Origin of the sequence: Citrobacter sp. Ct235 (assembly GCF_030332305.1) — a bacterium.
Classification (GTDB): Bacteria; Pseudomonadota; Gammaproteobacteria; order Enterobacterales; family Enterobacteriaceae; genus Citrobacter_A; species Citrobacter_A telavivensis.
Genome location: NZ_JAOWIC010000049.1, coordinates 709,184 through 735,927, shown reverse-complemented (window position 1 = coordinate 735,927; position 26,744 = coordinate 709,184). Strand labels below are relative to the sequence as shown.

Here is a 26,744-nt window from a genome sequence, read left to right as displayed (position 1 = left end):
TATCAGGCCTACGCCTGAGGGGTGTCGTAGGCCGGGTAAGGCGAAGCCGTCACCCGGCAGATACATGAAGGTGCAATCTGAGAAGGCCTGCCCGAAAGTGCAGGCCTTATTATTTATGGCGCGGTGCGGTGTATTTCCGCCACACGTTTACGCACGCCGTACCAGCCGGCGACCAGCAGGATGGCAATCAGCGGCAGAGAAGCAATGGTCCAGGTTCCGTTCGGATAATCGAACGCCATCAGCACCAGAACGCTCAACAGAAACAGCAGCGTTAACCACGAGGTAAACGGCGCGCCAGGCAGCCTGAAGCTGACGTCGGCGGCTTTCCCTTCTTTGATGGCCTGACGCAAGCGCAGCTGGCAAACCACGATAAAACCCCACGAGGCGATGATCCCCAGCGACGCAAAGTTCAACACGATTTCGAAGACCTGTGACGGGACCAGATAGTTGAGAAAAACCCCGACAACATACACCACCAGCGTCGCCAGAATCCCCGCATAGGGCACATGTTGACGGCTCATCTTACTCATGAATTTGGGGGCTGAGCCGCCCATCGCCATTGAGCGCAAAATGCGTCCGGTGCAATAAAGACCGGAGTTCAGGCTGGAGAGGGCGGCAGTCAGTACGACGATGTTCATCATACTGCCAATGTAAGGAACGCCGAGCTTCGAAAAGAAGGTCACAAACGGGCTTTGTCCTGCCTGATAGGCGTTCCATGGCAACAGCAGAACCAGCAGCACCACGGACCCGACGTAGAACAGGCCGATACGCCAGATCACGCTGTTGATGGCTTTTGGCACCATCGTCTGCGGATCTTTACACTCGCCAGCGGCGGTTCCCACCAGTTCGATAGAAGCAAAGGCAAAGACCACCCCTTGCACCAGCACCAGCGCTGGCAGCAGGCCGTGGGGGAAGAATCCGCCGTTATCGGTAATCAGATGAAAGCCGGTGGCATTACCGTCCAGCGGTTTACCCGAGCCGAGGAAAATCGTCCCGACCACCAGAAAGAGGACAATGGCCAGTACTTTGACCAGTGCAAACCAGAACTCCATTTCGGCAAACCACTTCACGCCGATCATGTTCATGGTACCCACAATGGCCAGCGCGCCGAGCGCAAAGACCCATTGCGGAACGTCACCAAACGCGCCCCAGTAGTGCATATACAGCGCGACGGCGGTGATATCGACAATGCCGGTCATTGCCCAGTTGATGAAGTACATCCATCCTGCGACGTAGGCGGCTTTCTCGCCGAGAAATTCACGGGCGTATGAGACGAAACTGCCGCTGGAAGGGCGGTGTAAAACCAGTTCGCCCAGCGCGCGCAGAATAAAGAACGAGAAGATCCCGCAGACCAGATAGACCAGTGCCAGCGCCGGACCCGCCATCTGCAGGCGTGCGCCAGCCCCCAAAAATAACCCGGTTCCAATGGCGCCGCCGATGGCGATCATCTGGACCTGACGGTTGCCCATCGCTTTGTGATAACCCTCTTCATGGGCATTCAACCAACGTCGTTTCGCCGCGTGCTGCTCCGACACCGTTGTCTCTTGTGTATTCATTACGTTACCTGTTTACCTGTCTGATAAGTCGAACTTTTCGTCGCAACCACCTGCTGCGACGCAGGGGGTGCTTCCCGTCATTCTGGGTAGGGATAACACCACCGGCGGAGCATCCTACCTGCAAATAATAAACGGTGCAAAATAGTCCATTCCGAATGGTCAGATTGCGTAATAATCAACCAGAACTGAAGTGAGAACCCGCTCTGAACAGCCAGAGCGGGAGGGGATCAGGCGGAGGTGCCGAAGACGTGTACCGCCTGTTGCAGGCGTGAGGAGCGCCCGGAAAGATTGCCAGCGGCGTCCCTGACGCTTTCCACCATCGCGGCATTGTTATCGGTCATGGTGCCAATGCGGGAGATAGAATCGTTAATCAGTTCCAGCGCCTGCGTCTGTTCGCGCGTCGCAAGGCCAATTTCTTTAATCATGGTCGACATCTGGAACACGTCGTCGATCATCCCGGTCAGATGGGTTTCCGTCTGCTCAACCATGCTCACCCCGGCGTTGACGTTGGCGACGTTCTTCTCAATCAGCGACGCAATCTCTTTGGCGGCCGACGCGGAGTGCTGCGCCAGATTCCGTACTTCAGCGGCAACGACTGCAAATCCGCGTCCGGATTCTCCGGCGCGGGCGGCTTCAACCGCCGCGTTAAGCGCGAGGATATTGGTCTGGAAAGCAATACTGTCGATCACGCCAATGATATCGACGATCTGCCCGTTATCGCGGGAAATCGACTGCATCATGCCGATCGTCTGCTTCATGAAGTCGCCCCCTTCGCTGGCGTTAGCGCTGGTTCTGTCCGCCATCGTCATCGTTTGTGCGGCGGTATCTGCCGTTTGTTGCACCGCGCTGCCTATCTCTTCAATCGCGGCCGCGGTTTGTTGCAGGTTGGCCGAGGTCTCTTCGGAGCGCTTATGCAGCGCCGAGCCTTCCTGACTGACGCGGGTACTGATCTCCTGAATACCGGCAATTTGGGTACTGACATCGTCTACCAGTGAATTCAGATTTAATCCGGCCTGATTAACCAGACGCATCATCATCCCCAGTTCATCGACGCGATCTAAATGAATGCTGTCGGGTTTTCGCCCGGCGACCACTTTCTGCATCTGCGACAGGATCTGTTTAACCGGATGACAAATTTGATACTTAAGGTAAATAGCCAGCAGCAGAAATAAGAGGGTAAACGCGCCTGCCTGAATAAGCGGATTAATCGCTAAGAAAATAATAGCCAAGGCGAGAAACAGACTGGCACCAATAGCATAATTGACACGTTGACGGATGGATAACCATTTAAACGCGGATAAAAAGGCCAGGATGCCACGGCGAATAATAATGCCCTTAAATAATCGATGGCCCTTGAAATTGTTATTATTTATCTTTTGATAAAGCTGCTCACTTTGCTCAATTTCCTGACGCGCAGGAACAGTGCGTACCGAGATGTATCCGGTTAACTGTTCGTTATGCCAGACGGGGGTAACGTTGGCGCGAACCCAGTAGTGGTCACCATTGTGACGACGATTCTTGACCATGCCGGTCCAGCTGTCGCCCTGTTGCAGGGTAAACCACATATCAGCAAAGGCGGCAGGCGGCATATCCGGATGACGAATGATATTATGCGGTTCGCCCATCAGTTGATTTTCGCCAAATCCACTGGCGTCGATAAACGCTGAATTCGCATAGGTAATATGGCTTTGCGTATTCGTTGTAGATAAGAGCGTCGCTTTCTCGTTAAGTAAAAACTCTTTCTGTGTAACGGGAATGTTACTTCTCATGAAAGACTCCTGGTGATACTGTGCGGAATAAACACAAAAATCCGTCAGCCCGGGCAGACGGATAATAGAGATTGATGTATTTAGAATGCTGCATTCTCTACTAAACATAAGAATGACGAAAGTATTTAAAATGAAATTTACACGCTTTAATTAAAATGAGATGTCAGTAAAATGAAAAATAAATACAACTGCGCAACCTGAAAAGTACAGGGTGTTCTCTTAAGTAAAATCTAACCAATAAAACGATGCCAAAAAGAAAATAGGGTCGTTCAATTGCGGTTAAGATCATTCGTTTTACTGACCTATTAATTTTTGTAGGGAGCGGTTGGCAGGAACGTTCAGAAAGCCATGCCAGAAATGCAGGTTACTCTACACTTAGAGTTTTAACCTGCAGGAGGCAGTATGATTAAGGTTTATGGGGCGCCAGGGTGGGGGTCAGCGATCGGCGAATTAATGCTTACGCTGGCGGACATTCCGTATCGTTTTATTGATATCAGCGGTTTTGACAGTGAAGGGCCGCAGCGCGATCTGCTGAAAAAAATCAATCCGCTGTGCCAGGTACCGACGCTGACGCTTGAAAATGGTGAGGTGATGACCGAAACGGCAGCCATCGCGCTGATGGTACTCGATCGTCGCCCCGATCTGGCTCCGCCCGTTGGAAGTACAGAGCGCCAGCAGTTTCAGCGCCTGTTAATCTGGCTGGTGGCTAATATCTATCCGACATATACCTACGCTGACTATCCGGAACGCTGGGTTCCTGATGCGCCCGCACAGTTGAAAAAGAACTGTATTGAATACCGTAAATCACTCTACCTCTGGCTGAACGACCAACTGAGCGCCGAACCGTATGCCTTCGGCGAGCAGTTAACCCTGCTTGATTGTTATCTGTGCGTGATGCGCACCTGGGGGCCAGGTCATGACTGGTTTCAGGACAATACGCCGAATATCAGCGCGATAGCGGACGCCGTGTGTCAGCGGGCAGAATTACGCCAGGTGCTGAAAAACAATGAGATCATCTGAGAGAAGGTGACACTGGCAGCGGGTGAAAGCGCAATAAAAAAACGCTGTTCCGAGGAGTGCAATCCCGGAACAGCGGGGCGAAGTCTTCGCCATAGGGACTATCAGGCAGCAGACGGGGTTAGCGTAATGCGATCCAACGGTCCAACAATAAACAGGTAGGAAATAAGGCCAATGAGCCCCATTGAGCCGACGTACAGAATGGCGAAGTCAAACGACTGGGTATTGGCCAGAATTACGCCGATCACTAGCGGAGTGACGATACTTGCCATGTTGCCGCACATATTGAAGACCCCCCCCGCGATGCCCAACATCTCTTTCGGCGACGTATCGCTAAGGACGCACCAGCCGAGGTTGCCAAACCCTTTGGCGAAAAAGGCCAGGCTCATCGCAGCAATGACCACGAACTCCGAAGAGGTGTAGTTAGCGATAACAATCACGCAGGAGAGCAGCATGCCGCAAATCACCGGCAGTTTACGCGCGATGGTGAGGCTGTAGCCGCGTTTGAGCAACCAGTCGGAGAAGACGCCACCGAGCAGGCCGCCGATAAATCCGGCAATCGCCGGGATACTGGCGACAAAACCCACTTTCAGTATCGACATCCCCTTGGCCTGGTACAGGTAGGTTGGGAACCAGGTCAGGAAGAACCAGGTGATAGAGGTGACGCAAAACTGCCCGATGTAGACACCGATCATCATCCGGTTGACGCAGACGCTTTTGATCTGGGCGAACGAGACCTTCTGTGGCTCCTTTTTACTGCCAAGCATCGGTTCACCGCCACCCTCGCGGATATAGTCAATCTCCTGCTGATTCACTTTGGGATGGTGCATCGGATCCTTGATTTTAATTAACCAGAAGACGCCGAGAATAACGCCAATCGCACCGATGTAATAAAAGACAAAATGCCAGCTCAGGTTATGCAGAATAATGGTCATCAGCGGGGTAATAATCCCCAGCGAGATATACTGTGCTGCCTGATAAACCGAGGTGACAAAACCTCGCTCATTATTCGGGAACCACTGTACGCTTAAGCGACTGTTTGCCGGGAAGGCAGGCGCTTCGATTGCGCCCATCAATAAACGCAGAATAATCAGGACAATCAGGGGGCTGGCGTACAGATAGATGGTGCCCTGAAACATGGTCACCAGCGACCAACCGATCAGCGCACAGCCATATACCAGACGCGAGCCGTAGCGGTCTAATAACCAGCCACCGGGTAATTGCATTATCACATAGGCAATACCAAAAGAAGAAAAAGCCAGTCCCATTGCTTCCGGGTCAAAGCCTAATTCCTTACTCATAATCGGCGCGACGACGGATAACGTTGCCCGGTCGGCATAATTAAATACAGTGGCAAGAAATAAAAATATAAGAATGCTGTAACGCACTTTGGTGCGCTTTATCATTGTGCTCATTCTCTACTCCTCGGTAAGGGCAGAAAGCGTTCTGTAAGGTAAGAGGGCGGGAATGATTCCCGCCAGTGTCATCAGGGGCGTTTGCCAAATTCACAGCTTAATTGGGTCCAGCGGCGAGCCTGCTCGCTCAGGGTGAAGCCCAGACCGTGGCGATCGGAGATCCACATGCGACCGTCGCGCAGTTCAAGCTGTTCGTTGAACAGCGGGTTCAGCCACTCGAAATGCTCCAGCCACGGCTCCAGCGGGTAGGCGGCGGACAAATGCAGGTGAACTTCCATGGCAAAATGCGGCGCAAGCTTACGCCCGTGCTTCGCGGCCAGATCCATAATCTTCAGGAACGGTGAAATACCGCCAACGCGAGGAGCGTCTGGCTGGACGAAGTCGCTGGCGTTCCCCAGAATCAGCTGTTCGTGCTCGCGGAAGCTGGTGAGCATTTCACCGGTGGCGATGGGCGTATCCAGCGCGGCGGCAAGCTGAGCGTGACCTTCAACATCGTAGGCGTCCAGCGGCTCTTCAATCCAGATAAGATTGAACTGCTCCATTTTGCGCCCCATGCGGATCGCCGTTTCACGATCCCACTGTTGGTTGGCATCGACCATCAACGGGAAGTCATCGCCCAGCGCTTCGCGAACGGCGGTTAAGCGGCGGATATCCTCGGCACAGTTGGGTTGACCCACTTTCAGCTTGATTCCGCCGATGCCGTTTTCGCGTGAAATCACGACATTTTTCAGTACCTGATCGAGTGGAGTATGCAGGAAACCGCCGGAGGTGTTGTAGCACTGCACGGAATCCCGGTGCGCGCCCAGCAGTTTAGCCAGCGGCAGGCCAGCACGCTTGGCTTTCATGTCCCAGAGGGCGATATCGATAGGGGAGATGGCCTGAACCGCCATTCCGCTGCGGCCAACGGATGCGCCTGCCCACAAGAGCTTGGTGTAGATCTTATCGATGTCATTCGGATCTTCACCCAGCAGGTTGTCGGCGATCTCTTTGGCATGAGCGTAAATGCCCTGACCACCAGCTCGTTTTGAATAGCTGAAGCCGACGCCTTCAAATCCATCGCGACTGCGGATCTCGGCAATGATAATCGCCACTTCGGTCAGCGGTTTCTGGCGACCGGTTAACACTTTGGCGTCACTCACCGGGGTCGCCAGCGGCAGAAATGCCAGTGACAGCTTCACCCACTCGATGCGATCGCCGGTTTCCGCTGCCGTTCTGGCGTTGGCTGCTTTGGCATAGGTTACGGCGTCAGAATTCGCGCTTAAGGACATGTCATTCTCCTGATTGATGTAAAATGATTGCGCTAACATTTCTATTCTTATGGCAGAAATTAATCCAGAGAGTTGATGTTGAATTGAACAATCGATCACATATGGCGAATAAAAAAGGGGAATTCCTGCAAAACAGGTCACGATCCAAAACAATCTGGTAAAATGCACAACATTGAATGATGGCGCTAACATTTCATTGTGCGAGGGGGAAAGTAAGCTGCTGTATTTGCGGCGTTTCCTGGTCAGAAGCTGGCAATAGCCACCGGCATGATGAATAATGCACAGATAAATCAGTGAATTTTGCAGGGGCATCCACAGTGAAGAGCACAAAACCACCTCGCGCGCCGACGCTGGAAGATGTTGCCCGCAGTGCTGGACTGTCGCCCATGACGGTGAGTCGGGCGCTCAATACGCCGCAACTGGTGCGGCCTAAAACGGTTGAGAAAGTGATGCAGGCGGTGCGGGCGACCGGCTATATTCCCAACGCGCTGGCGGGAGGTCTTGCGTCACGGCGCAGTAAATTGATTGCCATTGTGGTGCCGCAGATCAACAACAACATGTTCGTCGATACTATCCAGTCGCTGAGCGATGAACTGGCAAGGCGCGGCTATCATATTCTCCTGTGCGTGGCGGGGTATACCGAGCAGACGGAAGCGGAGCTGGTGGCAACACTGCTTTCCCGGCGTCCGGACGGCGTAGTGTTAACCGGCATCCACCACACCAGCGAACTGAAAAAAGTGATTCTCAACGCGGCTATTCCGGTGGTCGAAATCTGGGATCTCACGCCAACGCCGCTTGATATGCTGGTCGGTTTCTCTCATGAAAAAGTCGGGCAGGCCACCGGCGAGTATCTGCTAAGTAAAGGGTATCGTCGTCCCGGTTTGCTGTGGACGGCCGATCGCCGCGCCGGTCAGCGTAAGCAGGGACTATGCAGCGTTCTGGCACGCCATGATATTCATGATGTGCCGCAGGTCGATGTGCCGCTCCCTGCATCGCTGTCGCTGGGACGCAGCGGACTCACGCAACTCTTCAGCGAAGGGGAATTCGACGTAATTGTCTGCAGTTCCGACACCCTGGCGCAGGGCGCGATGATGGAAGCGGAAAGCCGTGGATTACGTATTCCGCAGGATTTAGCGGTCATCGGTTTTGGCGATCTCGATTTTGCCGCCAGTAATCGTCCGTCGATCACCACCGTCAGCGTTGACCGTCGCGCCATTGGTCAGCGAGCCGCCACGCTGTTGGCGAATCGCATTGAACAAACGGCAGTGGAAGAGGCCATTATCGATATCGGTTTTCACCTTATTGAGCGGGAGTCCGCATAAACTGACACTGGCGTATTCACAACTGTGCTCGTTTTTATCCTCACACTGATAATAAGGAACCTGCAATGCCACACGTTGATATTAAATGTTTTCCGCGCGACCTGACTGATGAACAAAAAGCGGCGCTGGCCTCAGAGATTACTGAGACGATCGTTCGTCATCTGAAAAGCAAAGCGCGCTCGGTGAGCGTGGCGCTGACTGAAGTTCCTGAAGAAGCGTGGCAGGACGTATGGGATAGCGAGATTGCACCGCAGATGGACGTGCTGATTAAAAAGCCAGGCTACAGCATGTAATAAAACGCCCGGTCGCGAAGGCTGACCGGGCGACGTCGGATTACGGCGTGACGATATTGAACCAGAACTCAAATTTATCCATATAGCCAAGCAGTTCGTTCAGTTTATCCGCATTGCCGGTGATTTTTACGTCACCTTTATCCGTCGCTTCTTTCAGCGTTTCTTCTTTCAACACGATGCGGTTCAACGCATCACGCGACAGGCTGATCGTGGCATCAGCATTGGCGTCTTCCACGTTCGCGGTGTGGTTCAACACGCCGTTTTCCAGTTCGACTTTGTACTTGCCGCCGTCGTCACCGAAATCGAAGTTGAGAACCGCTTTGGCATCTGCCGCTTTTTGGCCGTTAACGTGGACGGCAAGATAGTCAAAGAACATCTCTGGCGTCATCGCGCGCACGGTATCCGGGCTGGCGGTATTCGGCGTTGGCCCTTTGACGACGCCGTTACGCAGTTCCTGCGCGCCGGTCAGGTAGAAGTTACGCCACGGGCCAGATTCCGCCTGATACCCCAGCTGTTCCAGCGCGTCCGCTTCCAGATTCCTCGCCGCCTGATTGTTCGGGTCGGCAAAGACAACTTTGCTGACCACCTGCGCGACCCAGCGATAGTTGCCCTGTTCGTAGTCCTGTTTTGCTTTTTGCAGAATGGCATCGGCGCCACCCATGTACTCGACAAATTTCTTCGCGCCTTCTTCCGGCGACAGCTCGTCCAGGGTCGCCGGGTTGCCGTCAAACCAGCCGAGATACAGCACATAGGTCGCCTTCACGTCGTGGCTGACCGAACCGTAGTAACCACGGTTAGCCCAGGTATTCGCAAGCGAGGGCGGCAAGGTAAAGTTTGCGGCGATTTCATCGCGGGTTAACCCCTGGTTCGCCATTCGCAGCGTCTGGTCGTTGATATAGCGATACAAATCTCGCTGGCTTTTCAGCAGCTTGACCACATTGTCATTGCCCCAGGTTGGCCAGTGGTGCTGTGCGAGGATAATCTCGGCTTTATCGCCCCACAGATTAAGCGCTTCGTTGATGTATTTAGACCACGGCAGGGGCTGACGAATTTTGGCACCGCGCAGGGAATAGGTGTTGTGCAGGGTATGGGTGACATCTTCCGCCGTTTCAATGATTTTCTTCTCTTCGATATACCACAGCATTTCGGAAGGGGCCTCGGAACCTGGCGCCATCAGAAAATCGTAGGTCAGTCCGTCAATCACCTCTTTCTGCCCGGTCTTAGTAATGTAATCGGTCGGGGCAATCAGCGTCACCGTACCGGCGGAGGTGGTGGTGCCCAGACCCGCGCCGACCTGGCCTTTAACATCCGGTTTCAGCAGGTTGCCGTACATATAACTGGCGCGGCGGCTCATCACGTTCCCGGCCATGATATTCTCTGATACCGCTTCCTCCATGAATCCGGCAGGGGCGTAGATCTTCACCTTGCCTGATTTCACATCGGCTTCATCAACCACGCCGCGAACGCCGCCGTAGTGGTCAACATGGCTGTGGGTGTAAATCACCGCCACAACCGGTTTTTTACTCCGGTTCTTAAAGTACAGATCCATGCCCACTTTTGCCGTTTCTGCGGAAACCAGCGGATCGACAACGGTGATGCCCTCTTTACCTTCGATAATCGTCATATTCGACAGGTCAAGATTTCGGATCTGATAAACGCCCTCCGTTACCTCAAACAGACCGCTGATATTAATCAACTGTGCCTGACGCCAGAGGCTGGGGTTTACTGAGTCGGGAGATTTATCGCCTTCTTTAATGAACGCATATTGCTGAGGATCCCAGATAACATTGCCTTGTTCGCCCTTAATTACCTCCTGGGGAATGGGGGCGATAAAGCCTTTGTGGGCGTCGGTAAAATCGGTGTTATCGGAGAAGGGCAATTGATTATAGAGCGCATTGTTCGCCTGTTGCGTGGCGGCAGTGGCTTCTTTAGGCGCTTCAGCAGCAATAAGCGGGAGAGAAAAAGACGTTAACAGCCCGGCAAGGAGTAAACTCCTGGCGATGGTATTGAGTTGCATTGTAAAACCTCTCTTATCGAAATGGAGGGCATTCTTATGGGAAAACGCAGGTGCACGTGCTTTTCGAGGTGAAGATTTGAGGTAATGCAACATTAAATATAGTCAGCTTCTGCCAGACGGCAATGGATGTGCAGATATTCTCAGGGCATTGATATCTGCACGGTTTTTGAACAGTTTTGTGCTGTTGGTATTACGCCGGCGTGGTGGAAGAGAACGCCGACGAGAGTTGGGGCCGCGCCATGAACGCGAAGGGGATTACCGTGGTGGCCGCGCAGCTAACCCGCCGTCACGCGTTTACCGCTGGTGACGAACGTTCCAGCGCCAAGATGATGCAGGGTATTAAGCTTATCGTCATCAAACTGCCAGCGACCTTCGACAAACACACGTTCATCCGCGGCGGCAGAAACCACTTCACCGAATAAGGTGTCGTATTTTTCCTGCGCGGCGGTGGCGGGGAGGAGACGACACTCCATCCATGCCAGACATTTTTCTTCAACCACCGGCAGCCCCAGAACCGGTCCCTTTATCACCGGGATACCGTAACAGTTGAACTTGTCTTCCTCGCGACCGGAGACGCTGCCGACAGCGTACGTCCAGTTGGTGGCGGCGACGCCGGGAATGACGATGCCGAACAGGCCGCTGCGCTCAATTAACTCTCGCGACCAGGCCGTTTTATCGACCACAATGGCGAGACGGGGCGGTTCAAACTCGACGGGCATAGACCACGCGGCGGCCATGATGTTGCGTCGGTTGCTGACCTCATCGCGACTGGTTATCAGCACCGTAGGGCCATGATTGAGCAGGCGACTGGCGTGGCGTAATTCGACAGGACGGAATCGGCTCATAGGATTGTCTCGCAAAGGGTTTTTCTGAGTATTAATGAAAATCGACGTTGCGCCAACCTACTAATAACATCAGCCTCACGCTTTGAGCGCATCGTTTATACTCGGGTAACGATTAAGGCTCACGACAGGAAACCTGATGACTCCCATCCTGAATGCTTATTTTGCGCGTCTGAACTGGTCAGGGCGTACCGAAGTCAATATTGAGACGCTTCGGGCGCTACATTTGCAACATAACTGTACTATCCCGTTTGAGAATCTCGACGTGCTGTTGCCGCGAGAAATGCACCTTGACGATCGGTCGCTGGAAGAGAAACTCATTACCGCACGTCGCGGTGGCTATTGTTTTGAGCAAAATGGCGTGTTTGAGCGCGTACTGCGCGAACTGGGCTTTACCGTACGCAGCCTGTTGGGTCGCGTGGTGCTGGCAAATCCGCCGAATTTGCCCCCGCGAACTCACCGTCTGCTGTTGGTGGAACTGGACGGCGAATCGTGGATAGCCGATGTGGGGTTTGGCGGCCAGACGCTCACGGCTCCCATTCGTCTGCAAGCGGACATGATTCAGAAGACGCCGCACGGTGAATACCGTTTGCAGCAGGAGGGGGACGACTGGATCCTGCAGTTCTGTCATCACGAACACTGGCAGTCCATGTATCGCTTCGATCGGGTGACGCAGCAGCAAAGTGACCATGTGATGGGCAACTTCTGGTCTGCGCACTGGCCGCAATCGCATTTTCGTCATCACCTGTTAATGTGTCGTCATTTGCCGGACGGGGGAAAATTGACCCTCACCAACTTCCATTTCACGCATTACGAAAATGACAGGGTGGTAGAACAGCGCAATTTGCCGGATGTCGCCTCGCTGTATGCGTTACTACAGGAACGTTTTGGCCTGGGGGTGACGGACGCGAAGCATGGGTTTACGGAAACTGAGCTGGCAAGGGTGATGGCGGCGTTTGATACGCATCCGGAAGCCGGAAAATAAAGAAAACCCGGCAGGCGACGCATGCGCTTACCGGGGATTTTTCATCAGAACGAGGCTTTAATCCCGATCATCGCTGAGGTATCGCTGTAACCTTTGTCGCCAACCTGCTGAGCGACGTTACTCCACAGCGCGACATGCTTCGTCAACTGGCCTTCGACACCGGCTTTCAGTTCGCCGATATTGCGGGCACCCTGCAGATTCACGTTTTCACCGTTCATCGAGACGCCAAAGTCTTTGCTGTTGTGGATCCAGTTGGCTTCCACAAACGGCTGGAAGGTGCGGTTCTTATCATTGTCCAGTTGGTTATGTCCCTTGCCGAACAGACGGACGCCGACGCGGGTCTGGATGTTGCCATCGCCGTTGCCTTCCACGCGGGTACCGTTAACTTCTTTGTGCTCATCCGCCTTCACGCCCATCCAGGTGACCTGCGCTTTGGGCTGGATATACAGCGCGTTACGTTCGCTTAACGCCGCCAGTTTCCAGGTATAGCCGGATTCGACAGACGCGGTGAATCCGCTGGAATCATACTCTTCCGCTTCAACGTCACGACCGGAAACGGTGTTATCGAACCTGCTGTACTGCGCCCAGGTGTCAACGTATGCCCCTTCGTGAGTGGCGTTGTCCTGCAGCCACGTACCGTACAGACCGACGCTGTAGCCGCTGATGCGACTGTCAGCGCGGTTACCATTACGCTGGTTTTCCGCGCGGCTCTTCTGGTTAGCGTAACCGGCCATCAAACCCAGATGGTAACGATCGGTGTTGTCCGAAGACCACTGCGCGAGATCGCCACCCAGCTGCATGACATAGCGGTTGCTCTGCATGTTCAGTTGGTCGCTGCTGTCTTTCTGACGGGTATGACCACCGACATTACGCAGCCACAGGCTGGTGACCGCGTCCTCGCCGGTCAGTGCGTCAACATAATGCGTTTCGCCCAGACGGTCCTGTAAGCGGGTGTTAAACATCGTGTTCGCCGCCTGCAGGTTCATACCGTACAGACCGGCTTCCGGACGTATCGCGTGTTCACGCGGCGTCGGCGATGGCGACTGCGGATCGGTGGGATTAACAGGCGATGCCGGATCCACCGGGGTGACCGGAGACAGCGCGCTGCTCAGGTACCAGTTCCGGGCGTTCTGGCCTTCGCCGCGTTGCAGGGTGTAGTCATAGGCGCCTGCCACGATGCGGCCATTCTGTCTGAACTCCCCGTCGGAATGACCGGCAACGCTGATGAGTTCGATACCGTCCGTCGTCAGTCCACCCGCGCCCCCGGCGTTCAGCACGTTGACGTTCGTCGTGCCCGAGGTGTTGCCGGCAACGATCATCCGGTCAGTCGGCGAGGCGTCATCGCCCAGTTGAGTGTTCATCACGATGTTACCGTTCGCCCCGGTATAATCGCCGTCCACCGTCAGGGTTTTGAAGCTCGTGGCCTCACGGGTCAGCCTGCGACTCTGCACGCTGGTGGGCATGAAGGTCAGCGTGGAATCATCCAGCGTCAGGTGAGTAAGCTGAGAACTTTTGGTCATGTTCCAGGCCGAGCCTTCCGCCAGCGACAGGTTATTCACCGCGTTGCCGCTGGTTACCGTTCCGCCAACGAAACGCGACTGGCTGGTCGCACTGATGTCAACCACGGCGGCATCGCTGGCTTCGACAGTACCGACAATCTGCACGTTCTGCGGATGAATCGTCACGCGGGAGTCAGCGTTTTCAGCCAGAATAGCGGTGGCATTCGGGTCGTTGTAGTTAACCCCCATCTGCACCCCGCCGTTCAGCGTGATTTCGCCGCCTTTGTCCGCATGGACATAGTTCCAGCTCCCGCTGCGGGTGGTATCAACAACATCAATATTGAGACGCCCATTAATGTCGATTTTACCCGCCGTCGACGCATCGTCTTTACTGGCCAGAATACCGGTACCGGTCGTCTGCTGGTGTCCCTGGGTGTCCAGCGTGATGTTCAGGTCGTTGCTGGTAAACTGCGTGGACCCCATGGAGTCAACGCCATCAAGAACCGTTCTGTCTGCACCTGATTTCAGCAGCAGGGTCGTTGTACCGTGGGTGGTGATAGTCGAATCCAAATCAATGCCCGAAAGACCATCAGAAAGCCAGATTGCGGACGCGACGCCCCCGACGCCATTGACGGTGACATCGACACTGGTATCGCCAAACGCTTCGATGTAACCGGCGTTAGCATTAATACCATCCGCAAAATCATCGGCAACGGATTTAACGCTGGCATTTTGATACTGAATCAGCGAGCGGTTAGCAGCGTCTGTCGATTCCGAAACGATCCCCACGGCGTATTCTGTACTCTTGTTATTAACAATAAGATTTTCAGCGTCGATGAAAGTCCCTTCCTTCGCATAAACGCCAAAAGCGTGTCCATTCGCCCCGGTTACCGTTGCATTCACCGCGGTATCGCCGGTTAAGGTAATAACGCCATTATTTTTATCAGAAAAGATACCCGAGATAGTCTTGCCATCACGCTGGTGGCTGATGTTGATGGTTAAATCATCAGCAATAAGCGCGCCTTTTTGTGCACGATAGGCGTCACTGGTTCCCCCCATATCAACAATGCCGACGGCGAACAGAGATTGATAATCTTCATCAAGTGCCAGGTCCGGGCGTCCGTCGACCGTACCCGGAATAAAATCCCCGGTAATTTGATTCACCGTAGAGCCTGACCCTAAATTGATTGTTCCGCTGTTGGCAACAAAAACAGTACCAGACGCGAGCGTAAGATCGCCATCTTCAAACTCGCCCCTACCGCTGACGATTGGCGTTCCGCCCGGGTGGGTAACCGTAATCCCGCCATTGTTCGCCACGGAGAGGGTGTTATTTTCCCCGGAGGTACTGATAATTTTATAGGTACCGCCGTCGGTAAGGACTCCACTCCCGGTGATAATCCCCTCATCCTCATTATAGATTTTTGCATAAACGTTATTTGTCATTAACAGGCTGCCAATCAATAACGCCATAGTTGTTAATTTAAATTCTTTCATATCAATATTCACATTCTTAATAGACAAATACAGCGCGTAATATATTATATTTACGGCGTTGAGCTTTTTGTTTCCAGACAGAACGAGTGTTGTTTAACTTTTGCTATATCTGAAGAATCCTTTGCTGCGACTCACTCTCAAGATAATGACTTATTTTTCATATCGACTAAGAAAATTACAAATGAATTGTTCTTAGGTAACTAAATAAATCGATTGGTGATAGTATTAAAATAAAACAAAACAGATGAAATGATGTTGATTTTTAATTAATCCCGGCTGATGAAAGAAGAAAATAAAGCGGATTATCATTATGATTTTTAAAGCGTTTACCACCTTAAATGCTATTTAAGATTAATTGGACTATCTTAATAAGAATTTAAAGCGGTCAATATAAGAAAGGAAAATAAAGCCGCCCGGTAAGGCGTATCTTTACCGGGCTGTTTTTAAAAATCTACCGCCCATTGTGCGTGAAACAGGATCACTGCGTTACCGGATATCGTGACTTTTACCGGTTGGTTATCCTGAATCGTCACGTCAATATCAACGATGCCGTCACGGCCTAATGCCCGTCCCTGATGTCCTTTCACCTGTAGCAATTTCCCGTCATGTTGTAATAAATGATGATGCACCAGCCAGGCACCCATGGGGCCATTGGCATTGCCCGTCACCGGATCTTCCACAATACCGATTGCCGGAGAGAACATGCGTCCATCGGTCTCATTTTTACCCGGACGGATCTGAAAAGGAAAAAAGCCATTGCAGCCAATCTGCTGACTGATAGCGCAAAGCGCAGAAAGGTCAGGGGCGAGGGCGTCAATATTAACCTCAGGCTTCAGCGGGATCATCACTTTGGAATGACCGGTCGAGGCGACCTGTATCGGCAGGCCCGGTAGCATTGCGTCCTCACTCAGGTGCAGCGCGCGTAGAATGGCGGCGCGGATGTCGCCTTCGAGCGGCGCGTCGAAGGAGGGCGCACCTTGTTCCAGCGAGATACGATAATCGTCGCTATCATAGCGGATCTCAACCCGGTGACGTCCCGCCAGCGAGGTTTGCCACACCGTGGTATTACCCAGTCCCAGCGCCGTGGCGCGGACGTAATGTGCCGCAACGGTGGCGTGCCCGCAAATGGGCACTTCTACCGTCGGCGTAAAATAGCGAATGCGTACATCGCTGTCGTCGCTTTGCAGCAGGAATGCGGTTTCGGAGTGACGCAGTTCGCGGGCAATCAGTTGCATCTGCGCGTCGCTAAGGCCGTCAGCATGCAGGACAACACCGGCGGAATTGCCGCGAAAAGGGGTTCTGGTGAAGGCATCAACGTGGTAAACCTGTGGTTTCATTAGCATTCTCCCTGAGTTGGAGAAGCATCATAGCGTGCAGCGTAGCGGATGGCGATGCCGCCAACATGAACACGCTTTTCGGCTGGAGCGAACAGTCGCCCGGCAGATTGCACTGCCGGGCAGTGGAAGGCTATCGACGGGAACGAACGATCTGGTAGCGACGACTGAAGTACTCAAACGGCGCGCTCCAGACGTGAACCAGACGGGTGAACGGGAAGAGCAGGAAGATGGTCATCCCCAGCACCAGGTGCACGCGGAAAATAAACGCCACGCCGTCCAGGTGGGCAGAGGCCCCGCCACGGAAGGTCACAACTGACTGCGCCCACTCCACCAGTTTCAACATTTCACTGCCGTCCGGGTGCTGCGCGGAGAACGGTATTGTGCTTAAGCCCAGTATGCACTGAATCAGCAGAATGCAGAGGATCAGGATATCCGCCGTGGATGAGGTGGCCCGGATGCGGGAGTTTGTCAGACGACGTACCAGCAACCCCGCACCGCCGACCAGCGTCAGTACGCCGCAGATCCCGCCTGCAATCATCGCCATCTGCTGTTTCACCGCGATGGGCAGGAACCAGGCGTACATCCAGTGTGGGGTTAACATCCCGAACAGGTGGCCAAAGAAGATCCCCAGAATGCCGATGTGGAACAGATTCGACCACAGGACCATCCCGCGTTTGTCCAGCATCTGACTGGAGGACGCCCGCCAGGTGTACTGCCCGTAGTCATAGCGCAGCCAACTGCCGAGGATGAAGACTGTCCCGCAAAGATAGGGGTAGATGTCGTAAAAAAAGACGTTCAGGAACTGTATCATTTCGGGCCTCCCGCGCTGACGTCGACGTACTGCGGCGCCACGTCCTGGCTAAAGCGTCGTTGATATTGCTGTAATGGCGAACTGTCACAGGCCGTGGCGTTATCTTCGATAAATTTCACCTGTTCTTCTTCCCAGACGGCATCCAACGCCTGACGAGTGTCATCACGCGTTTCAGTGTCAACCTGTTTCGTGACGCTGTCACTTGAAAGTGGGCTACCCGACAGGAGCAACAGGGCATCGAATAGCTGATACCACGGCGTGCCGCGCTGCTTTAAACGTCCCCCCAGCAGGGCCAGAATCGGCGAGACGTTCTGCAAGCCTTCGCGTGCGTCGGCTTCTGGCAGCACGCTCAGGTATTCCAGATACAGCGGCAGATGGTCCGGCAGTTCGCGACAGTCGAGTTGCAATCCCACTTTTTCGTACTGCGTCAACAGATCCACCATCGCCTGACCGCGATCGCGGGACTCTGCATGCACGTGCTCGAACAGCAGTAGCGAAGTGGCGCGCCCACGGTCAAACACTTCACACCATTCGGCCTGTTTATCGAGCAGCGGCGCGTTGAGCAGTGCTTCGGTGAAGTCGGTGAGCATTGGCGCATCGTGGCGAACCAGTGCCAGCGCGTCGTCCTTACACGCCCACAGCCACTCATCCGGATACTCCATCAGCAGGCCAATCACCTTGAGGATTTGCATTATTCACCCTCCGCCTTGTCACGCACTTCGGTGATGTTGATGGCGTCAATGCGACTGCTGTTGAACAGATTGAATTTGGTATCGGAACCGTGGCACCCGTCGCCGAAGGAGAAGCCGCAACCGTTTTTCTCCGGGAAGGCATCGTGCGCCATTTCACGGTGGCTGGTCGGGATCACAAAGCGGTCTTCGTAGTTGGCAATCGCCAGGTAGCGATACATCTCTTCAATTTGTTCAACGCTTAAGCCCACTTCGTCAATCGCACGAGTATCGGTGACGCCTTCGACGGTTTGCGCCCGCATATAGTGGCGCATTGCCATCATGCGCTTGAGCGCACGCAGCACCGGCCCGGTGTCGCCTGCGCTCAGCATATTGGCGAGATACTGCACTGGGATCCGCAGGCTTTCGATCGCCGGCAGCACGCCGTCGCTTTTGGGCAGTCCGCCCGCATCGGCGTAGGACTGAATGGGCGACAGCGGCGGCACATACCAGACCATTGGCAGCGTGCGGTATTCCGGATGTAGCGGCAGCGCCAGCTTCCAGTCCATCGCCATTTTGTATACCGGCGATCGCTGCGCCGCGTCGATAACGTTTTGTGGGATCCCCTGTTTCAGCGCTTCTTCAATCACCGCCGGGTCGTGCGGGTTCAGGAACACGTCGCACTGGCGCTCATAGAGATCGGTTTCATGTTCGGTGCTGGCCGCTTCTTCAATGCGATCCGCATCGTAGAGCAGTACGCCGAGATAGCGGATACGCCCAACGCAGGTTTCCGAACAGACGGTCGGCTGGCCGGACTCAATGCGCGGATAGCAGAAAATGCATTTCTCTGATTTGCCGCTTTTCCAGTTGAAATAGATTTTTTTGTACGGGCAGCCGCTGATGCACAAACGCCAGCCGCGGCATTTATCCTGATCGATAAGCACAATCCCGTCTTCTTCACGCTTGTAGATGGCACCGCTCGGACAGGTAGCGACACAGCTTGGATTCAGGCAGTGTTCGCACAGGCGCGGCAGATACATCATGAAGGTGTTTTCAAACTGGCCGTACATCTCCTTCTGGATCTTGTCAAAATTGCGGTCGCGGGCGCGTTTTTCAAATTCACCGCCAAGCAGCTCTTCCCAGTTCGGCCCCCAGATGATTTTATCCATCCGCTTGCCGTCAATGAGCGAACGGGGACGGGCGGTAGGCACATGTTTTCCTTCCGGCGCGCTGTGCAGATGCTGATAGTCGTAGGTGAACGGCTCGTAATAATCATCGATTTGCGGAATGACCGGGTTAGCGAAGATTTTAGTGATGACGCCCATTTTACCGCCCAGACGGGGTCTGATCTTGCCATTCACGTCGCGAACCCAACCGCCTTGCCACTCCTCCTGATCTTCCCAGTTTTTCGGATAGCCGATGCCGGGTTTCGTCTCGACGTTGTTAAACCACGCGTACTCCATTCCTTCACGTCCGGTCCAGACGTTCTTACAGGTAACGGAGCAGGTGTGACAACCAATGCATTTATCGAGGTTCAGTACCATGCCAACCTGTGAGCGTATCTTCATTTTTTCGCCTCCTGTACCTGATCCCGACCTTCATCATCCAGCCAGTCAATGTTCTTCATTTTTCTAATCATGATGAACTCGTCGCGGTTGGAGCCGACGGTACCGTAATAGTTAAAACCGTAGGCAAGCTGCGCATAGCCGCCGATCATGTGCGTCGGTTTCGGGCACACACGGGTGACGGAGTTGTGGATCCCGCCGCGCATGCCGGTCACTTCCGAGCCGGGGATATTCATGATGCGTTCCTGCGCGTGGTACATCATGGTCATGCCGGGCGGCACGCGCTGGCTGACGACCGCACGAGCGGTGAGGGCGCCGTTGGCGTTGAAGGCCTCGATCCAGTCGTTATCCTCAATACCGAGCTCTTTCGCATCCGTTTCACTGATCCAGACAATCGGCCCGCCGCGCGACAGCGTCAGCATCAGCAGGTTTTCGCTATAGGTGGAGTGAATGCCCCATTTCTGGTGCGGCGTCAGGAAGTTCAGCGCTTTCTCCGGGAAGCCGTTCGGCGGAATTTCACGCATCTCACTGACGCTGCGGGTGTCAATCGGCGGGCGATAGGCGACGAGACTTTCACCAAACGCGCGCATCCACTGATGATCCTGATACAGCTGCTGACGGCCGGAGAGTGTGCGCCACGGAATCAGCTCATGGACGTTGGTATAGCCCGCGTTATAGGAGACATGCTCGCTTTCCAGACCAGACCATGTCGGGCTGGAGATGATTTTGCGCGGCTGTGCCTGGATATCGCGAAAACGAATCTTCTCGTCTTCTTTGTTGAGCGCCAGATGGGTATGCTCACGTCCGGTCATCGCGCCAAGCGCTTGCCACGCTTTCACCGCCACCTGACCGTTGGTTTCCGGCGCCAGCGCCAGGATAACCTCCGAGGCATCGATTGCCGTTTCGATCAGCGGGCGGCCTTTCGCCGGGCCTTCGCGCTTGGTGTAGTTAAGCTTGCCGAGGAAATCGACCTCCGTCTGGGTGTTCCACGAGATCCCCTTACCGCCGTTACCCAACGTATCCATCAGCGGTCCGAGCGAGGTAAAACGCTCGTACGTCGCGGGATAGTCGCGTTCCACCACGGCAATGTTTGGCGCGGTTTTTCCGGGGATCAGGTCGCATTCCCCTTTACGCCAGTCCTGAATGTCGAACGGCTGCGAGAGTTCTGCCGGTGAATCGTGCTGTAACGGTTGCAGCACCACGTCGGTTTCTTGTCCCAGATGGCCGACGCAGACCTCGGAAAAGACGCTGGCGATGCCTTTGTAGATTTCCCAGTCGCTTTTCGATTCCCACGCGGGATCCACCGCCGCCGACAGCGGGTGAATAAACGGATGCATATCCGAGGTATTCATGTCGTCTTTTTCATACCAGGTGGCGGTCGGCAGAACAACGTCTGAGAACAGACAGGTGCTCGACATACGGAAATCGAGCGTCACCAGCAGGTCGAGCTTGCCTTCGATCGCCGCAGACTGCCATTCCACCTCTTCTGGCTTAATGCCTTCGCTGGAACCCAGCGCTTCCCCCTGAATACCGCTCTCTGTACCGAGCAAATATTTGAGCATGTACTCATGGCCTTTACCGGAAGAACCGAGCAGGTTAGAACGCCAGACAAACAGGTTACGCGGATGATTCTTACCGCTGTCCGGCTGTTCGCAGGCAAAGCGAATATCGCCGGATTTCAATGCCGCAACGGTGTATTCCACAGGCGACAAGCCGGCCTTTTCGGCGCTGGCTTTGACCGTCAGCGGATTGAGATTAAGCTGCGGCGCAGAGGGTAGCCAGCCCATGCGCTCGGCGCGCACGTTGAAATCGATCAGATGACCGGTGAATTTTGAGGCATCCGCCAGCGGCGAAAGCAGTTCCTGCGCGGTCAGTTTTTCATAACGCCACTGGCTGGCGTGATTGTAGAAAAACGAGGTGCTGTTCATCTGGCGCGGCGGACGGTTCCAGTCCAGCGCAAAGGCCAGCGGCAGCCAGCCGGTTTGCGGACGCAGCTTTTCCTGGCCGACATAGTGCGCCCAGCCGCCGCCGCTCTGCCCGACACATCCGCAGAACACGAGGATGTTGATCATTCCCCGGTAGTTCATGTCCATGTGATACCAGTGGTTGACGCCGGCACCGAGGATAATCATCGAGCGACCGTGGGTCTTATGCGCCGTATCGGCGAACTCACGGGCGATGGTTTCAATCTGAAAACGCGGCACGCCGGTTATCTGTTCCGCCCACGCTGGCGTATAGGCTTTCACCTCGGAATACGCAATCGCAGCGTACGCGTCTTCCAGACCGCGATCGAGGCCGTAGTTTGCCAGTACCAGATCGTAGACGCTGACCACCGGGCATCGGCTGCTATCGGCAAGCGTTAACTGCTTCACCGGCAGTTGGCGCACCAGTACGGGTTCCTGCTTCACGCTGCGAAAATGGGGGTTTTCGTTGCCGCCGAAATAGGGGAAGGCGACGCCCAGCACCTCATCATGCTGACCGAGCAATGACAGTGACAGTTCGGTTTCTGATCCTGCCGCCAGTGATTCAAGGTTCCATTTGCCTTTTTCACCCCAGCGGAAACCAATCGAACCGTTAGGCACCACCAGTTCCCCGGTGCTGTTACAGGCGACCGTTTTCCACTCCGGGTTATTGCTTTCACCCAGCCCATCGACCAGATCCGAGGCGCGCATCATCCGTCCCGGCACGTAACTGCCGTCCTCGCGGGCATCCAGTAATACCAGCATCGGCATGTCGGTGTAGTGACGGCAGTAGTTGAGGAAGTAGTCGCTGGGATTGTCGAGATGGAATTCTTTTAAGATAACGTGTCCCATCGCCATGGCCAGCGCGCTGTCGGTGCCTTGTTTGGGCGCCAGCCACTGATCGCTCAGCTTGGCAACTTCGGAGAAATCAGGCGTAATCGCGACGGTTTTGGTGCCTTTGTAACGAACTTCGGTAAAGAAGTGGGCATCCGGCGTACGGGTTTGCGGTACGTTGGAGCCCCAGGCAATGATATAGCTGGAGTTGTACCAGTCGGCGGATTCTGGCACGTCGGTCTGTTCGCCCCAGGTCATCGGTGAAGCGGGCGGCAGGTCGCAGTACCAGTCGTAAAAACTCAGACAGGTGCCGCCGAGCAGGGAAAGATAGCGGGTGCCGGCGGCGTAAGAGACCATCGACATCGCCGGGATCGGCGAGAAGCCAGCGACGCGGTCCGGGCCATAGGTTTTGACGGTCCAGACGTTAGCGGCGGCAATGAGCTGGTTGAGTTCTTTCCAGTTGGAGCGGATAAACCCGCCGCGACCGCGCACCTGCTTGTAGCTCTGGCACTTTTGCGGGTCATTCATGATCGAATCCCACGCCAGCACCGGATCGGGATGGGAAGCCAGGGCCTCGCGCCACAGTTCGATCAGCCGTTTGCGCACCAGCGGGTATTTCAGACGGTTGGCGCTGTACAGATACCAGGAGTAGCTGGCACCACGCGGACAACCGCGCGGTTCATGGTTGGGCAGGTCCGGACGGGTACGCGGATAGTCGGTCTGCTGGGTTTCCCAGGTCACCAGACCATTTTTGACGTAGATTTTCCAGCTACAGGAGCCGGTGCAGTTCACCCCATGGGTTGAACGGACAATCTTGTCAAATTGCCAGCGCTGACGATAGCTGTCTTCCCAGTCCCGGTTGGTATGCATCACCTGACCGTGACCGTCAGCAAAGGTGTCACCCTTTTGTTTAAAGTAACGGAAGCGATCCAACAGTTTACTCATGACATTTCTCCTGCTCCATAGGGTCTTGTAGGCCGGATAAGGCGCAAGCCGTCATCCGGCATTGTGTGATTGCCTGATGGCGACGCATGGCGTCTTATCAGGCCTACGTCAGTTGTTGTTATTTTTGTTGTGGTTTACGGCGACCATAGACCAGCCAGGTCACCAGCACGCAGACGATGTAAAACACCAGAAAGATTTTCATGGCGCCGACGGGGGAACCGGTCATCGCCAGCGAACTGCCGAATGCTTTAGGAATGAAGAAGCCGCCGACGGCGCCAATAGCGGAAATAAAGCCCAGCGCGGCGGCGGTGTCGGTCACCGCTTCACGCTGTGCCTGTTCGTCGCTGCCGCCGCGCAGTTTCACTTTGTAGAGAGTGAGCTGGCGGAAAATGACGGCAATCATCTGGAAGGTAGAGCCGCTACCCAGACCTGCGGTTAAGAACAGCCCCATAAAGACCAGATAGAAGGCGATAAAACTGCCGGAACCTGAGCCGGGCAGCGTCAGGAAGAGCAGGGCCGAGAACAGCGCCATAAAGATGAAGTTAATCAGCGTCACGCGCACGCCGCCAAACTTGTCGGAGATGACCCCGCCCGCTGAGCGCGCCAGCGCGCCGATAAACGGGCCAAAAAACACCAGGTTGAGGATATTCACATCCGGAAACTGTGTCTTCGACAACATGGCAAAGCCCGCGGAAAAGCCGATGAATGAGCCGAACGTGGCCAGATAGAGCAGGCTTAATAGCCAAAGGTGAAAGCGCTTGAGCACCGGCAACTGAGAGGCGATAGAGGCTTTGGAACTGGCGATGTCATTGGTGCCAAGCCAGGCGGCTATTGTGGCAATCGCCAGCAGCGGCACCCAGATCCAGGCGGCGTTTGCCAGCGAAAGCAGTGACCCATCGGGTTGTGGGACGCCCTGGACGCCGAGGAAGGCAAATATCGGCAGGAAGATAACCAGCGGCGCAGCCAGTTGCATCACGCTGACGCCGAGATTACCCAGCCCTCCGTTCACCCCCAGCGCGCTGCCTTGCTTCGCTTTCGGGAAAAAGAAACTGATATTGCCCATGCTGGAAGCAAAGTTTGCGCCGGCAAAACCGCACAGCAGCGCGATGATGATAAATACCTCGAAAGGGGTGGTGGTATTTTGCACCGCAAAGCCGAGCCAGACGCAAGGAATAATCAGTATCGCGGTGCTAAAAACCGTCCAGCGGCGTCCGCCAAATATAGGCACCATAAAGGAGTAGGGAACGCGTAATATTGCGCCAGAAAGTGAAGGTAATGCGGTTAATAAAAAGAGTTGATCGGTGGTGAAATTAAAACCAATTTTATTGAGATTGACGGCGACGGCGCTAAACAACATCCAGACGCAGAAGGCAAGTAACAGGCAAGCGACTGAGATACAAAGGTTTCTTCGTGCTATGTGTTTACCTTTATTCTCCCAAAATGCGGGGTTTTCCGGCTTCCAGTCAATCAAAAGATAACGGTTATTTTTCTCATTTTGTCGCGCCATATTACCCCTCACATGCACATGCGTTCATGAAAAAAAAGAAATAGTCTGCGCAGAGCGCTATACGCCCTTTTAAGAATTTATTGATGCTTTTATGAATGTTGAGGAAAGGATAGATAAAAATGCGCAACCACGCAGAGTGAAGGGGGAATAACAGGTTGCTTAAGTGTTACCAAATGTAAATAAAAAGTATAAATGGCTAACATTCATTCGTTCAGGCATTCGTTCAGGAAAAAAGCTCCAGCGCAATCATGCGATCCAGATGGCGATCAAACGCCGGATCGTCCATCTCCTGAATGCCGAGAACGTACATGCCATCCAGACCGCACACCAGCGCTATCAAGCGCCAGGCGATGTCTGCGGGGGCGGAGGCGGTGGTGAACTCTCCGGCGGCGAGTCCGCTTTCGATAATGGCGACCGTTTCCTCATGCCACATGCGCATGGTGAGAAGGTAGGCGCTTTTGATTTCCGGATCTTTGTCCGCAAGGATCTGCGCTTCGCGCCAGAGCTTAATATAGGGCTCGAATCCGCGGTCATCACTGCCCAGCGTGGCGTGCAGACGCATGCGCCAGGTGGCATCTTCCGCGACGAGTTCCGCATCCAGCAGGGCGCGAATAAGACGGACAAAGGCCTGCGATTTAAGTTCTCCGGCGGAGGTGAAATGGTGGTGGACTTGACCGGTCGCCACTTTCGCTTCTGTGGCGATTCGCCGGACGGTCATGGCGGAAAAACCGTCTTCGAGCGCCACGCGCATGGCCGCCTGTAATATTACTTCGCGACGCTCATCTTTATTCAGATAGCTCATACCACCTCCATTCTTGCTGGAGAGGCAGTGTATCAACAAGCTGGACAGACGTTCAATTGTTACACGCTACAGCTGAAGTGAGAGCTCCATCGCGGAACGACGCAAAGGAGCCAGCGCTTTCTCTTTTAACGCGGCAGCGCTCATGGATGACGCTGGCACCCCGACGTTGAGGGCAGCAACCACGGTGCCATTGCGGGAAAGCAGCGGAACGGCAAGGGAACAGAGTCCAACTTCAATCTGCTTGTCGGCCAGCGCATAGCCCTGAATACGCACGCGGGCGATCTCTTCCCGCAGCGCTGCCAGGTCACAAATCGTGTGTGGGGTATAGCGGAGTAACTGCGCGCGTGACAATGTCACTTCAAGCAGATCTTCGGGAAGCGCACTGAGCAACACGCGTCCCATAGAGGTGGCCCACGCGGGCAGTCGACTGCCACGTCCGATGTCGACGCTGAGCAGGTTGTTAACCGCCGCACGGGCAATGTACAGCACATCAATGCCGTCGCCCCCGGAGGGACCGATGCCCCGGCGCGTCTTGTACCGCGTAATGAAGAAACGCCCTCTGCCCAGGAACAGGCGTGGTATCAGCAGGTGATTGATCAGACCGTCGACAGCAGTCTGATGCACCGCTATGGAACGCTGGCGGAGCAGGCGAATGCGATTCTGTTTCTCGCCAGCGACGACGCCAGTTATATCACCGGCATCACCTTACCGGTTGCCGGCGGCGATCTCGGCTGATGTTGTTCTGCCAGTAGGCCGGCTATCGTGTTCGGCTTACTGTCTTATCCCACGGTTCTGTCATTCTTCACCGACGTCAAAATCATTCACTCATTCAATACT

At 54.5% G+C, this 26,744-nt stretch carries 18 protein-coding genes and 2 pseudogenes; 5 read left to right on the top strand and 15 right to left on the bottom strand.

Annotated features, from left to right (window positions below; all coding sequences use genetic code 11):
* Positions 1 to 113: 113 nt before the first annotated feature.
* Together ansP and OGY35_RS20565 are read right to left on the bottom strand one after the other, a co-directional pair.
* Positions 114 to 1,556 carry an L-asparagine permease gene (gene ansP / locus OGY35_RS20570; protein WP_286633300.1) on the bottom strand — a complete coding sequence of 481 codons (1,443 nt, stop codon included), beginning with the start codon at positions 1,554 to 1,556 and terminating at the stop codon, positions 114 to 116.
* Between the two features lie 227 nt (positions 1,557 to 1,783).
* Complete coding sequence (locus OGY35_RS20565) at positions 1,784 to 3,325, bottom strand: methyl-accepting chemotaxis protein (RefSeq protein WP_152404625.1); 1,542 nt, start codon at positions 3,323 to 3,325, stop codon at positions 1,784 to 1,786.
* Between the two features lie 402 nt (positions 3,326 to 3,727).
* On the opposite strand from OGY35_RS20565, the gene OGY35_RS20560 reads away from it, so the two are divergent.
* On the top strand, positions 3,728 to 4,345 hold the full coding sequence (locus tag OGY35_RS20560) for a glutathione S-transferase family protein (RefSeq protein ID WP_152404626.1): 618 nt from the start codon (positions 3,728 to 3,730) through the stop codon (positions 4,343 to 4,345).
* Positions 4,346 to 4,446: 101 nt separating this feature from the next.
* On the opposite strand, the gene OGY35_RS20555 is transcribed toward OGY35_RS20560, so the two are convergent.
* On the bottom strand, positions 4,447 to 5,757 hold the full coding sequence (locus tag OGY35_RS20555) for an MFS transporter (protein ID WP_286633297.1): 1,311 nt from the start codon (positions 5,755 to 5,757) through the stop codon (positions 4,447 to 4,449).
* Positions 5,758 to 5,828: 71 nt separating this feature from the next.
* Positions 5,829 to 7,025 carry an L-talarate/galactarate dehydratase gene (locus tag OGY35_RS20550; RefSeq protein WP_042318970.1) on the bottom strand — a complete coding sequence of 399 codons (1,197 nt, stop codon included), beginning with the start codon at positions 7,023 to 7,025 and terminating at the stop codon, positions 5,829 to 5,831.
* Positions 7,026 to 7,342: 317 nt separating this feature from the next.
* Between OGY35_RS20550 and OGY35_RS20545 the strand changes: the two genes are divergently transcribed.
* Together OGY35_RS20545 and pptA are read left to right on the top strand one after the other, a co-directional pair.
* Entirely contained in the window at positions 7,343 to 8,347 is a 1,005-nt protein-coding gene (locus OGY35_RS20545) for a LacI family DNA-binding transcriptional regulator (RefSeq protein WP_152404628.1), read from the top strand.
* Between the two features lie 65 nt (positions 8,348 to 8,412).
* On the top strand, positions 8,413 to 8,640 hold the full coding sequence (pptA, locus tag OGY35_RS20540) for a tautomerase PptA (protein WP_286633296.1): 228 nt from the start codon (positions 8,413 to 8,415) through the stop codon (positions 8,638 to 8,640).
* 40 nt (positions 8,641 to 8,680) lie between these two features.
* Here pptA and OGY35_RS20535 read toward each other — a convergent pair whose 3' ends face one another.
* Together OGY35_RS20535 and OGY35_RS20530 are read right to left on the bottom strand one after the other, a co-directional pair.
* Positions 8,681 to 10,657 (bottom strand): alkyl/aryl-sulfatase, encoded by a 1,977-nt coding sequence (locus OGY35_RS20535; RefSeq protein WP_286633295.1) that lies wholly within the window; start codon positions 10,655 to 10,657, stop codon positions 8,681 to 8,683.
* Between the two features lie 275 nt (positions 10,658 to 10,932).
* A complete protein-coding gene (locus tag OGY35_RS20530; protein ID WP_286633294.1) occupies positions 10,933 to 11,502 on the bottom strand; it encodes a flavin reductase family protein in 570 nt (189 codons plus the stop codon).
* Positions 11,503 to 11,638: 136 nt separating this feature from the next.
* On the opposite strand from OGY35_RS20530, the gene nhoA reads away from it, so the two are divergent.
* Positions 11,639 to 12,484 carry an N-hydroxyarylamine O-acetyltransferase gene (gene nhoA, locus OGY35_RS20525; RefSeq protein ID WP_286633293.1) on the top strand — a complete coding sequence of 282 codons (846 nt, stop codon included), beginning with the start codon at positions 11,639 to 11,641 and terminating at the stop codon, positions 12,482 to 12,484.
* A gap of 44 nt (positions 12,485 to 12,528) precedes the next feature.
* Here nhoA and OGY35_RS20520 read toward each other — a convergent pair whose 3' ends face one another.
* The 9 genes and pseudogenes from OGY35_RS20520 to OGY35_RS20480 form a co-directional block, all read right to left on the bottom strand.
* Positions 12,529 to 15,477: an autotransporter outer membrane beta-barrel domain-containing protein gene (locus tag OGY35_RS20520; RefSeq protein ID WP_286633292.1), complete on the bottom strand. Its 2,949-nt coding sequence runs from the start codon at positions 15,475 to 15,477 to the stop codon at positions 12,529 to 12,531.
* 443 nt (positions 15,478 to 15,920) lie between these two features.
* Entirely contained in the window at positions 15,921 to 16,814 is an 894-nt protein-coding gene (locus OGY35_RS20515; protein ID WP_152404633.1) for a PhzF family isomerase, read from the bottom strand.
* A 130-nt stretch (positions 16,815 to 16,944) separates the two neighbouring features.
* A complete protein-coding gene (gene narI, locus OGY35_RS20510) occupies positions 16,945 to 17,625 on the bottom strand; it encodes a respiratory nitrate reductase subunit gamma (RefSeq protein ID WP_042318984.1) in 681 nt (226 codons plus the stop codon).
* A complete protein-coding gene (gene narW, locus OGY35_RS20505) occupies positions 17,622 to 18,317 on the bottom strand; it encodes a nitrate reductase molybdenum cofactor assembly chaperone (protein WP_286633291.1) in 696 nt (231 codons plus the stop codon). The genes narI and narW overlap by 4 nt, the downstream gene beginning before the upstream one ends.
* On the bottom strand, positions 18,317 to 19,861 hold the full coding sequence (narH, locus tag OGY35_RS20500) for a nitrate reductase subunit beta (protein WP_152404635.1): 1,545 nt from the start codon (positions 19,859 to 19,861) through the stop codon (positions 18,317 to 18,319). The genes narW and narH overlap by 1 nt, the downstream gene beginning before the upstream one ends.
* Positions 19,858 to 23,598, bottom strand: coding sequence for a nitrate reductase subunit alpha (locus OGY35_RS20495; protein ID WP_286633290.1), 3,741 nt, complete (start codon positions 23,596 to 23,598; stop codon positions 19,858 to 19,860). The genes narH and OGY35_RS20495 overlap by 4 nt, the downstream gene beginning before the upstream one ends.
* 118 nt (positions 23,599 to 23,716) lie before the next feature.
* Positions 23,717 to 25,105: a NarK family nitrate/nitrite MFS transporter gene (locus OGY35_RS20490; RefSeq protein ID WP_286633289.1), complete on the bottom strand. Its 1,389-nt coding sequence runs from the start codon at positions 25,103 to 25,105 to the stop codon at positions 23,717 to 23,719.
* Positions 25,106 to 25,328: 223 nt separating this feature from the next.
* Entirely contained in the window at positions 25,329 to 25,907 is a 579-nt protein-coding gene (locus OGY35_RS20485) for a TetR family transcriptional regulator (RefSeq protein ID WP_152404638.1), read from the bottom strand.
* A gap of 66 nt (positions 25,908 to 25,973) precedes the next feature.
* Positions 25,974 to 26,408 (bottom strand): annotated as a pseudogene (locus tag OGY35_RS20480) (IclR family transcriptional regulator domain-containing protein); the annotation flags it as partial.
* Here OGY35_RS20480 and OGY35_RS20475 point away from each other — a divergent pair.
* A pseudogene (locus tag OGY35_RS20475) lies at positions 26,391 to 26,642 on the top strand (SDR family oxidoreductase); the annotation flags it as partial. The pseudogenes OGY35_RS20480 and OGY35_RS20475 overlap by 18 nt on opposite strands.
* Between the last annotated feature and the right edge of the window lie 102 nt (positions 26,643 to 26,744).